Genomic DNA, 12,216 nt, shown 5'->3' with positions numbered 1-12,216 from the left:
AATTTATGAATCACGAAAGTACTAATTTTCAGTTTGAAAAAGAAATAGGATGGCAGGATCTCGGTGGAGGTGTGCAACGTCAGATCATGGGATATAATGGTGATCTGATGATGGTGAAGGTGAAATTTGAAGCGGGAGCGGTCGGTGCACCTCATACGCATCCCCATACGCAGGTTACTTATGTGGCAAGCGGCGTTTTTAAGTTTACGACGGATGGGGAAACCAAGGTTGTCCGGACTGGGGATGGCGTTTATATGAAACCGGGAGTTTTGCATGGTTGCGAGTGTGTGGAAGCCGGTGTTCTGATTGACACGTTCAATCCGGTAAGAAAGGATTTTCTATAGAAAGATATGAATCAATTAGTGACGGTGTCTTCAGGCTGTATTTTGAGACTTTATTAGCCGAGGAATGTTTTTTTCTTGTTAGAAATTCCCCACATTCTTTATTTATGTGGGGAATTTTCCCCCACTGGAGGGGAATGATCCCCATTGCAATGGGGAAAAATTCCCACTGTCATGGGACGTACGTTATAGTTCGGTCCTATAACAGGCTTTTACACACCCCTTATCCCCTCTCAAGAGGGGAATTGGTTACAACCAGTGCTATAAATAAAGATTCACTTCTGGCAATCATATTGACTATTTCTGGTCGTAAGGAGTTTAATAAGCAGCTTCGTGTACCCCTTTGATGGAACGTCCGCTCGGTTCGTTCATATTCCTGAAGGCGGCATCCCAAGCCAGTGCTTCGGCTGTCGAGCAGGCAACGCTCGGGACGGATGGTACGCTGCGTGCGGCACTCTCACTCGGGAAGTGTTCTTCGAAGATCGTACGGTAATAATATTCTTCCTTGTTTTGCGGCGTGTTGATCGGGAAACGGTCGGCGGCTTGTTTCATCTCTTCGTCGGTGATCAGTTCGGAAGTGATCTTTTTCAATGTGTCGATCCAACTGTAGCCAACGCCGTCGGAGAACTGTTCTTTCTGACGCCAGGCGATCTCTTCGGGCAGCATATCAGCAAAGGCTTCGCGGAGGATTTTCTTCTCTATCGTCTTGCCCGGACACATTTTGGCGGCCGGGTTCAGGCGCATGGCAACATCGAGAAATTCTTTGTCGAGGAAGGGAACACGGCCTTCCACACCCCAGGCACAGAGGCTTTTGTTGGCACGCAAACAATCATATAGATAGAGTTTACTTATCTTACGCAATGTCTCTTCGTGGAATGCCTTGGCATCCGGCGCTTTGTGGAAATACAGATAGCCACCGAACACTTCGTCGGCTCCTTCGCCACTCAAAACCATTTTGATACCCATGCTTTTGATGACGCGGGAAAGGAGATACATCGGGGTAGAAGCACGTACGGTCGTTACATCGTAGGTTTCGATATAATAGATAACGTCGCGGAGGGCGTCCAGACCTTCCTGGATTGTGTAGTTGATCTCGTGGTGGACGGTTCCGATCGCATCGGCTACCTTGCGGGCGGCGATCAGGTCGGGGGCACCTTTCAAGCCGATGGCGAAAGAATGAAGTTGCGGCCACCAGGCATCGGCTTTACCTCCGGTCTCGATACGCTTGGCGGCATATTTCTTGGCGATGGCGGAAGTAATAGACGAATCCAGGCCACCGGAAAGGAGCACGCCATAAGGTACGTCGCTCATCAACTGGCGTTGCACGGCAGTTTCGAGAGCGTCATGGAGTTCTTCTATGCTGGCGGGGTTGTCTTTCACGTTTTCGTAATCCATCCAGTCGCGGACATACCATTTCGTAAGGTCCGTATCTTTGCTGTAAAAGTAGTGACCGGGCTTGAACTGGTCGTAGATGGTGGCGAAGCCTTCCAGACCTTTCAGTTCGGAGGAGACGAGAAGATGTCCGTGGTCGTCGTAACCCATATATAAAGGTATGACGCCGATCGGGTCGCGGGCAATGAGATAGGTATCGTTTTCTTCGTCGTAGAGGGCGAAGGCAAAGATTCCGCTTAATCTTTCCACGCAACCGGTACCGTATTTGCGGTAGAGGGCGAGGATGACTTCGCAGTCGGAGCCGGTCATGAATTCATATTCTCCTTTCAACTCTTCACGAATCTCACGGTGGTTGTAGATTTCACCGTTGACGGTAAGGATCAGTTTACCGTCTTTGCTTTTCAGCGGTTGGCCACCGGAAGCCGGGTCGACGATGGAAAGACGTTCGTGGGCGAGGATGGCGGTTTTACCCTGATAAATCCCGCTCCAGTCCGGGCCGCGGTGACGGATACGTTTACTCATTTCAAGCGCCTGTTGTCGGAGGGCGGAGGCTCCTTCACGAATGTTGAAGATTGCTGTAATACCACACATGATCCTGTTGTTTTATTTTGTTAGATATTTGTCAATTGCTTTTGCTGCCTTGCGTCCCGAGGCCATTGCCCGTACGACCAGGCTGGCTCCGCTGACGGCATCGCCACAGGCAAAGAGGTTACTGCCGGCGATTTGATTTTGACTGTCGACGGCGATATTCTTACGTCCGTCCACTGCCAGTGAGAGTTCTTTTACAAGACCTTCCTGTTCGGGATGGACGAAACCCATTGCAAGGAAAACAAGGTCGGCTTCGATGATCTCTTTCTTTCCGGTCATTTTCATGTCGGGACGGCCTCCGTTTTCCGACGGTATCCATTCCACTTCTTCCACTTCCACCCCTTTCAGTATGTTTTTATCGCCGATAAAGCGGCAGGAAGCCAGGTTCCAGCGGCGGATGCAGCCTTCTTCGTGACTGCTGCTGGTTTTCAGTACCTGCGGATACATGGGCCAGGGAGTTGCGGGATTGTGTCCGACAGGCGGCTGGGGCATGATCTCGATCTGGGTGACGCTGGCGGCACCATGGCGGTTGGCTGTCCCGACGCAGTCGCTGCCCGTATCACCGCCACCGATTACCAGGACTTTCTTGCCTTTACAATTGATGATGTTTTTAGGGGGAATGGCGATGCCTTCGAGGAGGCGGTTCTGTTGTCCCAGCAGTTCGAGGGCGAAATGAACGCCTTTCAGGTTACGGCCTTCGATCGGAAGGTCGCGTGGTATTTCCGAACCGATGGCGATGCAGACGGCATCGAAGTCTTTGACAATATCCCGGGCTGTCACTTCTTTGCCGACCATCGTGTTTACACGGAATTTGATTCCTTCTTTCTCCATCAGGCGGATACGGCGGTCGATGATGTTTTTCCCCAATTTGAAATTGGGAATGCCGAAACGGAGCAGGCCACCCGGTAATTCATCTTTTTCAAAGACTGTCACTTCATAACCTTTACGGTTCAGTTGGTTGGCGGCGGTAAGTCCGGCGGGGCCACTTCCGACTACGGCAACGCGTTTGCCATTGCGCCGGGGTTGTTGCGGCTGGATATAACCTTCGCGGAAGGCGGCTTCGACGATGGCAGCTTCGTTTTCGCGGATGGTGACAGGTTCGTCGCAGCTTAGTTTCAGTACACAGCTTTTTTCGCAAAGGGCGGGACAGACGCGGCCGGTGAATTCCGGAAAGTCGCAGGTCTGTTCCAGTACCTGGTAAGCCTCTTTCCATTGCCCTTTGTAGAGGAAGTCCTGCCATTCGGGTTGTTTGTTGCCGATGGGGCATGCCCAGTGGCAGAAAGGTACGCCGCAATCCATGCAACGGGATGCCTGGCGGCGACGGTCGCTGCTGTTGAGTGTTTGTTCTACTTCGCTGAAATCGTCGATACGATCTTCGACAGGACGATAACCTGCCTCTTGTCTATGTATGGTGAGGAATGCTCTTGGATTTGCCATTGTTGTTTCGATTTTAAGAGTGAAAAGTGATATTTAATAATCCCGCTGCATCTCTGCGATCTTCTGTTGCAACTTCTTCATCTGTTCTTCCTGCAATACTTTCTTGTATTCGATCGGGACGATCTGGATGAATTCGTCTACCTGTTTGTCCCAGTTATCCAGCATCTTGCCGGCCAGGTGGCTGCCTGTATAATGATAATGCTTGCGGATCAGTTCATGCAGCTCCTTGCGGGTGGCACTGTCTTCGATCAGGGAAAGTTCGACCATTTCCATATTGCAATAGTAATCGAAATCGCCGGCCTTGTTCCATACATAAGCCACACCGCCGCTCATGCCGGCGGCAAAGTTTCGCCCCGTCCGGCCGAGCACGACGACGCGGCCTCCGGTCATATATTCGCAACAGTGGTCTCCGACACCTTCCACAACGGCAATAGCTCCGCTGTTCCGTACACAGAAACGTTCGCCGACACGGCCATTGATGTAGACTTCCCCGCTGGTTGCCCCATATAATAATGTATTACCGGCGATGGTATTATCTTCGGCAACGAAGGTGGAACGTACCGGAGGCATCAGGCTGATGCGGCCACCGCTAAGGCCTTTTCCCAGATAGTCGTTTGCTTCTCCTTCCAGGCGGAAATGAACGCCGTGGGCGAGGAAGGCACCGAAACTCTGTCCGGCTGAGCCTTTGAACTTGATGTTCAGGGTGTGATCCGGCAGGCCGGCATTCCCGTAACGTTTGGCAATCTCGCCGGAAAGCATGGCGCCGACGCTCCGGTCGGTATTGGCGATGGCATAATCCAGCGATACTTCCTGCTGGAACTCGATGGCTCCTTTAGCATGAAGAATGATATCCGTATCCTTTACATTCTCTATTTGATGCACCTGGTTTGTCGTATGATGGATAGGTGTATGAGCCGCCTGCTCCGGGAGGTGCAACAGATGGGAGAAGTCCAGTAAATCATATTTATGGCACGCAGATGACACAGATATGGGGGATTTACGCAGATTGTTTAAATTTTGATCTGTGGCCATCTGTTCGATCTGCGTCATCTGTGTGCCATGGGTTCGTTTATCAACAATGAGGTCTGTCCGTCCGATAATATCATCCAGCTTGCTATAACCCATCTCTGCCAAGTGTTCGCGAACTTCTTCAGCTAGGAAGGTGAAGAAATTCACCAGATATTCATGGCGCCCGTGGAAACGTTTGCGCAACTCTTCATCCTGTGTCGCTACGCCGACCGGGCAGGTATTCATATGGCATTTACGCATCATCACACACCCCAGTACGATCAGTGCGGAGGTGGCAAAGCCAAACTCTTCGGCTCCCAACAGGGCCATCAGCACGATGTCGCGTCCGGTTTTCAATTGTCCGTCTGTCTGCAGGCGGACCTGTCCGCGCAGGCTGTTCATGACCAGTGTCTGTTGTGTTTCCGACAATCCCAGTTCGGGCGGCAGTCCGGCATAACGGATCGAGCTGACCGGTGAAGCACCTGTTCCGCCTTCGGCTCCGGAGATGACGATGCGGTCTGCTTTCGCTTTGGCTACACCTGCCGCGATGGTTCCGACGCCGCTTTCCGAAACCAGCTTGACACTGATCTCCGCTTTCGGATTGACATTCTTGAGGTCGAAGATCAGTTGTGCCAGATCCTCGATCGAATAGATATCATGGTGAGGAGGAGGAGAGATCAGCGAGATGCCCGGAATGGAATGACGCGTCTTTGCAATGATGTCGTTCACCTTGTACCCCGGCAACTGTCCGCCTTCTCCCGGCTTGGCTCCCTGGGCCACCTTGATTTGTATCTCATCTGCATTTACCAGATATTCCGTTGTTACGCCGAAACGTCCCGATGCCACCTGTTTGATGGAAGAGCGGAGAGATAAACCGTCTTCGCGCGGAGTGAACCGGGCAGGATCTTCGCCACCTTCTCCGGTATTGCTCCGGCCATGTATCTTGTTCATGGCCATCGCCATTGTTTCATGCGCTTCCTTGCTGATCGAACCGAAGCTCATGGCACCGGTAACGAACCGTTTCATGATTTTTTCCACCGGTTCCACCTGTTCGATCGGAATGGATTTTTGTTTCCTGAAAGTCAGGAAATCGCGGAGAAAGATGGGAGATTCCTTCTCGTCCACCATCTGCGAATATTCCTTGAATTTCTTGTAACTACCCAAACGGGTTGCCAGTTGCAGGGTAGAGATGGTTTCCGGGTTCCAGGCATGTTTCTCACCGTCTTTCCGGAAACTGTAAATACCTTTGTGTTCCAACATGCCGTCTACCGGTTGGTCGAATGCCTGGTGGTGCATGGTGATCGAATCGCGTGCAATCTCATCCAGGCGGATGCCACCGACGTTGCTGGTCGTACCGCCGAAATAAGTGCGTACCAGTTCCGCATCCAGGCCGACTGCTTCGAACAATTTGGCTCCCCGGTAACTGCGGATAGTACTGATCCCCATCTTGCTCATGACTTTAAACAGTCCTTTACAGATGGATTTTATATAATTCTTACGGGCCGTTTCATAGTTTAATTGTATCTCGTGTTTGTCTTCTAGTTCTTTCAGGATGGCAAAGACCATATAAGGATTGATGGCGCTTGCCCCGTATCCCAGCAACAATGCGGCATGCATTACTTCACGCATCTCACCCGTTTCAACAACCAGGGCTGTTTGTACCCGTTTCTGTACGGAGATCAGATGGTGATGAACCGCACTGACGGCAAGGAGGGAAGGGATCGGTGCCAGCTTTTCATCGACATTTTTATCACTCAGGATGATGTAATTCACTCCGTCGGTAACGGATTGTTCCGCTTTTTTGCACAGTTCGTCAAGGGCCGACTTCAGACCTTCACGTCCTTTGGCTGCTTCAAACAGCATCGGGAGTTTGACGGCGTTGAAACCTTTGTACCGGATATTGCATAGCAAGTCCAGTTGTGTGTTGGTCAGGATCGGATGATTCAACCGTACCATCTTGCAATGGCTTTCGCTAGGCACTAGAATATTGTTACCTACCGCGCCGATATATTCTTCCAGGCTCATCACCAGTTCTTCGCGGATCGGGTCGATCGGCGGGTTAGTCACTTGTGCGAACTGCTGGCGGAAATAGTTGTATAATAACTGCGGACGGTCGGAGAGGACAGCCAACGGTGTGTCGTTACCCATGGAACCGACTGGTTCGGCACCTCCGGTACACATCGGGACAATGATCTTTTCTATGTCTTCACGGCTGTAACCGAAAGTACGCAGTAATTTGTCGTAGTTATCTACCGTATGCGGAACTTTGCGTCCGGATTTCAGTTCGTCCAGTTCTACGCGGTTATTTGCCAGCCATGTCTTATACGGTTTGGCTTCAGCAAGTTGTTTTTTTAGTTCGCCGTCATAATAGATCTCCCCTTTTTCGGTGTCGACCATTAATATTTTTCCCGGTTGCAGGCGTCCCTTTTCCTTGATCTCATTAGCTTCAAAATCCATAACGCCGACTTCGGAAGCTACCAGCATCATATCGTTTTTAGTGATCAGATAACGAGCCGGACGCAGACCGTTGCGGTCGAGCATTCCGCCGGCAAACCGTCCGTCGCTGAAGAGCAGGGCTGCCGGACCGTCCCAGGGTTCCATCAATATAGAATGATATTCATAGAACGCTTTCAGGTCTTCCGATATCGGATTCTTTTCATTCGAACTTTCGGGCACGAGCATCGCCATGGCATGCGGCAGGCTCAACCCTGATGCCACCAGAAACTCCAGCACATTATCCAGCGAAGCGCTATCGCTCATCCCTGGCTGAATGATCGGACGGATACTCTCAATGCTGCCGATGGTAGGAGAGGTGAGTACACTTTCACGCGCTTCCATCCATCCCCGATTCCCGCGGATCGTATTGATCTCTCCGTTATGAGCCAGCAGGCGGAAAGGTTGTGCCAGGCTCCAGGTCGGAAATGTGTTCGTACTGAAACGGGAGTGAACCAATGCCAGCCCGCTTGTAAAGTAGTTATTTGTCAGGTCCGGGAAGTAGTGACGGAGCTGCATGGATTCCAGCATTCCTTTATATACAATATTCCTGGTAGATAAAGACGTTACATAGAAGTCATTCTTTGCTGCCAGGTCAGAAATTGCAACCTTGTTTTCTATGCGTTTACGTATCACATACAACTTCAATTCCAACTCCTGCTGATTATCGCAGCCAGTGACGAAAATTTGTTTGATATCCGGTTCCGTTGCCAGTGCGTCTTTTCCCAGTATGTCACTGTTCACAGGAACTTTCCGCAGATGCATCAGGGTAAGACCTTCCTTTTCAATCTCCTCGATCATGATACTGAGGATGGCCGAGCGTTGTGCTTCGTCTTTAGGAAGAAAGACTAGACCTGTCCCGTATTTTCCCTTTTCAGGAACGGGAATCCCTTGCAACAAAATAAATTCGTGAGGGATCTGAAGTAGGATACCAGCACCGTCACCAGTCTTGTTGTCGGCACCTTCTGCACCCCGGTGACGCATATTTTCCAATACTTTAAGGGCTGACTCTACAATGTCGTGCGACTTTCCTCCGTGAATGTTAACCAACATTCCGACTCCACACGCGTCATGTTCATTCGCAGGATCATATAATCCTTGCTTTCTGTTCAAATAGATCTGTTCTTTCATCGTTTGTTGACCTTATGTTTGCTTAATACCTGTTTTGTTGTCAAATTGTTCGACAAATATAGTTTGTTTCTTGCATAATGATATGTGTGTCCGTGTTAAATACTGACGTTTTTTTTGTTTATTAGAGTGGTTGATTTCTATTTGACATGATAGTGGCTGTTTTAATGTTAATATGAAATCAATGAGCGGTTGTTTGGTTGTAAAATGAAAGATGCTATTTCTTTTAATAGTTTGAAATAACTATCATTTTGATAATGTAAACCCTGTATTTTGTTTATCTTTGTTAGAAATAAAATGAAATCTTTGTATGATTGATATTATTTACAATGGGAGAGTTCCGGCTTGCGGTGTCTTTTGTGGAGGCTGCCCAAACTATACGCGGATAAAGAAACCTTGCAAGGGTGCCGAATATTCAGATAAATGTGAACGGTGTAAAACCTTTCATTTGTGTTGTAAGGAAAAAGGTATTACCCATTGTTTCCAATGCCGGATTTTTCCATGTAGTAAATTTAAGTTATTTACCAAACGATGGCTCAAATATGGACAGAATTTTATTGAAAACCAACGTCTTATCGCATTAGGTACTGATGTTTTTCTTGATAACTATAATCGTATGGTTCATTTTGAAACGGAAAGACTGGTAATAAAGGAAATTACCATAGAAGAGGAACTGAAGGCTCTTTTAGCTATCTATACTCAGGAAGAAAATATGAAATACATCCAGTCCGGCAGGTATGACTGGACTTTGCAGGAATTAAAAGCTCGCTATAAGGCAACGAATGAAACCGGATACCCGAAAGGATATGGTGTGTTTGCTGTTAAGTTGAGGGGAGAAAACAAGATTATAGGTGAAGCCGGATTGTTCAACTCATTTTCGGATCCTGGGAAAATGGAGGTTGGTTACATTATCGATCAAGCGTATTGGAATAAAGGATATGGAACGGAAGTATGTCAGGGTTTGATCGATTATGCTTTCAGCCGATTAGGTTGTACGGAACTTATTGCCCGTATGTACGATCAGAATATGGCATCCGTCAGGGTTTGTGAGAAGTTGGGTTTTGAATATCTTCTTACGGGGGAGACGACAAATAAAAAAGTCTTCCGGGAATATCGGAAGACTTTTATTAAATGAGCTTTTCGTAAATAGTGAACAGTTTCCTTTATATCTGTAATACCAGAATAAACCGGCATCCCTTTTTATAATCCATATCAATTGAAAGGCTGCCGTTCAGTTTGTTGGCGATCAGGGCACAGATAGGCAAACCTAGTCCGTCACCTTCTGCCAGGTCCTTGACTTCGTTGAATGGTTTGAAGAGATTTTCTTTCAGTTCGTCGGGAATGCCTGTTCCGTTATCAGTTACGATCATGTGGCAAAGGTGTGCTCCCTTTCTCTTGAATTCCAGCCATATTTTACCGGAAGTCGTATGTGAAGCTGCATTATTCAACAGATGTAATAAAATACGTTCCAGTTGTTCTGCGTTTGTTTTTACTTCCAGTTGAGGGGCATCGACAATAACTTCTACATCCGGATGGATTTTATCTTTTACCTTATCCATCGTTTTTTTGCAGAAACTACCCATATTGAACGATTGTACTTCGTAGGGTTCCATTAAAGAACTTTCAAGAGAAGATAATTCCTGGATGTTTACACTGAATTGCTTCAAGGCATTTACACGTGTCAGGATTGCTTCGGCCCGCAATTCTCCTGCCGATACATTGAGCTTATTGAGAGTCGGCTTCATTTGCTCCGATATGCTTTGGATAAATTTGGTCTGCTGTTCGCTGTGCTCGTTGGTTGTCTGGATGATGTTTTTCAGCTTTTTGTTGAGCACAATGAAGCGTAATAACAGGAATGCTACGAAAAGCAATCCGGCGATAAGGATGACAACCAGTGTGCAAAGACCTACTATCATGTATTGTTTGCCTGATAGTTTGTCATCTTTTTCCTGTATGGTTTTCAGGCTGTCGTCATACTTTAACTGCAATGCTCCCAGTTCATCCTGTGCATTAAGTGCTTTAACGGAATCGGTCCAGACGATATATTTTTCGTAGGTACGTTCCATTAACGGGGCATTATTGGCTGAGCGGGCTATTGTGATCAGGTGCTTGTAACATTCGCTTACCTTGTCGTACTCTTTTTTATCCTTATATTGGTTGATGAGTTTGCTGAAGCTGGCATCTCCTTGTTCGTTTTGTCCGAATGTATAATAATAACTTGCCTGGGTATATAAAAAGTCTTCGGCGAGTTTTTCGCTACCAGCCTGGCTTACCAGATTATCCAATGTGTTGAGTTGAAGCTGTGCCTGTGCCGCGTTTTTGAGTTTTATGTACATCTGCAGCCGTTCTTTTGTCAATTGGAAACGTTGGTCGTAGAAGGTCTTTTGCGCTTTCTGTTCTTCGGTTAAAAGAAACTGCGTCATTTGCCGGCAAAGCTCGAATGCTTCCTGATAATAGTTTTCGCGATAGTAAAGATACGTCGCTTTTGTTCCGCAATCAATGGCTTGTGTATAGTCCCCTTCGTTCGAGAAGGCTTTGTAAGCTTGCAGATAAAGATAACGGGCTTTGGTAAAGTCCTTTTGTTCCAGGCTGTTTTGGGCCTGTTTCATGTAATCATTTGCTTTGTTTTCCGCATGGAGAGACATGCAGAAGCAAATCGCGAGGGTGATGATAAAATACGTGATTCTCATAAACATAATTTTTTATTAGAAGCAAATATATGTATTTATTCAAAATCAAAGCATGACTTATGCTGAAAAAGTTTCAGTATAATCATTGTTATCCGGTAGAATTATGTTTTTACCTCTATTTCATAGATGCGTGATTCGTCTTCCCAAGGATGGTAACCTTGACCTATATATTTGAATCCCAGCTTTTCATAGAATCCGATATGTTCCGTACTGAGGTATAATCTGCTAAAACCGGCTTTAATCGTATCTTCTTTGGCTTTCTCCAATAAAAGTGTACTGTAAAAATGTCCCCGGTGGTTTTCATCTATATATACGGCACAAACCCACGGGTACAAATCCATCCGGCTGATAAAATCATTGGTGATCAGTCCCGCACAACCGATTATTTCATTATCCTTTTCCAATAGATACCATTGAGGAAGTGGATTCGGAGAATCTATACTGTGATTAATAGAATCTTCATAGAGCACGGGGTATACGGAAGGCCATTTGCTTTGAAAATAGTTGATAGCGATATCCTTATAGGCCGGATTTTCTCGTATTGATATAATTTTCATGATGTTGAATTTAAATTAATGATTAAAGACTTTTCCATTGGAGCATGTTATTCTCAAAACTGACGGATAATTTACCGAGATCTTTGAGCCAGGAAAGATAGGAACGGATAGTACTCCATTTGCAAAGACAGGGCAGCCGACTTGTTGTTGCAAATAGGCATTCCCTCCGATATGGTCGGCATTGGAATGGGTATTGACAATTCCTTTTATCGTCCAGTTTTGTTGTGCGGCAATTTTAATGATTTTCTTGGCGGCTTCTTTGTCGTTGCCACTGTCGATCAGATAAATATCTGTCTCATTTTGCCGATAGATACCGATTTTCGCCGGAGAATTTATGTAGTAGCTTTTTTCGCCAACTTGCTGAAGTTCGTACATGGCTGTAGTCTTTAGATTGATATTGAAAATAACAGTTCAAATATACTATTATTCTAATGAAAAATTGAACTCTTCTGTTTAATTCCAGGGCGACCGCACCAAAATTCCTCTAAAAAGTTTATCATTGCAAAATGAATACCTCTAATTATTTTTCAGAAGTGACAGATCCTCGTGTAACAGGTCGCTGTCTACATTTGTTGTCAGATA

8 protein-coding genes are annotated in these 12,216 nt (G+C 46.9%); 2 read left to right on the top strand and 6 right to left on the bottom strand.

The window, feature by feature from the left end; translation table 11 throughout:
• Window positions 1–5 precede the first annotated feature (5 nt).
• On the top strand, window positions 6–344 hold the full coding sequence (locus NBH15_RS14575) for a cupin domain-containing protein (RefSeq protein ID WP_128133031.1): 339 nt from the start codon (window positions 6–8) through the stop codon (window positions 342–344).
• Window positions 345–659: 315 nt separating this feature from the next.
• On the opposite strand, the gene asnB is transcribed toward NBH15_RS14575, so the two are convergent.
• The 3 genes from asnB to gltB are packed head-to-tail and all read right to left on the bottom strand — an operon-like array spanning window position 660 to window position 8,390.
• Window positions 660–2,324 carry an asparagine synthase B gene (gene asnB / locus NBH15_RS14570; RefSeq protein ID WP_250822940.1) on the bottom strand — a complete coding sequence of 555 codons (1,665 nt, stop codon included), beginning with the start codon at window positions 2,322–2,324 and terminating at the stop codon, window positions 660–662.
• A 12-nt stretch (window positions 2,325–2,336) separates the two neighbouring features.
• On the bottom strand, window positions 2,337–3,758 hold the full coding sequence (locus NBH15_RS14565) for a glutamate synthase subunit beta (protein WP_128133033.1): 1,422 nt from the start codon (window positions 3,756–3,758) through the stop codon (window positions 2,337–2,339).
• A 33-nt stretch (window positions 3,759–3,791) separates the two neighbouring features.
• Window positions 3,792–8,390: a glutamate synthase large subunit gene (gene gltB / locus NBH15_RS14560; RefSeq protein ID WP_244050939.1), complete on the bottom strand. Its 4,599-nt coding sequence runs from the start codon at window positions 8,388–8,390 to the stop codon at window positions 3,792–3,794.
• A 307-nt stretch (window positions 8,391–8,697) separates the two neighbouring features.
• Between gltB and NBH15_RS14555 the strand changes: the two genes are divergently transcribed.
• A complete protein-coding gene (locus tag NBH15_RS14555; protein WP_128133034.1) occupies window positions 8,698–9,522 on the top strand; it encodes a GNAT family N-acetyltransferase in 825 nt (274 codons plus the stop codon).
• 28 nt (window positions 9,523–9,550) lie between these two features.
• Here NBH15_RS14555 and NBH15_RS14550 read toward each other — a convergent pair whose 3' ends face one another.
• The 3 genes from NBH15_RS14550 to NBH15_RS14540 form a co-directional block, all read right to left on the bottom strand.
• Window positions 9,551–11,077, bottom strand: a complete 1,527-nt coding sequence (locus tag NBH15_RS14550) for a sensor histidine kinase (RefSeq protein ID WP_128133035.1) — start codon at window positions 11,075–11,077, stop codon at window positions 9,551–9,553.
• Window positions 11,078–11,178: 101 nt separating this feature from the next.
• Window positions 11,179–11,634 carry a GNAT family N-acetyltransferase gene (locus NBH15_RS14545; RefSeq protein ID WP_007658393.1) on the bottom strand — a complete coding sequence of 152 codons (456 nt, stop codon included), beginning with the start codon at window positions 11,632–11,634 and terminating at the stop codon, window positions 11,179–11,181.
• 15 nt (window positions 11,635–11,649) lie between these two features.
• Window positions 11,650–12,009 (bottom strand): MBL fold metallo-hydrolase, encoded by a 360-nt coding sequence (locus NBH15_RS14540; protein ID WP_233566705.1) that lies wholly within the window; start codon window positions 12,007–12,009, stop codon window positions 11,650–11,652.
• Between the last annotated feature and the right edge of the window lie 207 nt (window positions 12,010–12,216).

This window comes from Parabacteroides caeci, assembly GCF_023656795.1.
Classification (GTDB): domain Bacteria; phylum Bacteroidota; class Bacteroidia; order Bacteroidales; family Tannerellaceae; genus Parabacteroides; species Parabacteroides segnis.
Note: the sequence above shows the minus strand (reverse complement) of the source record. Positions and strands in the feature narration are given on the sequence as shown.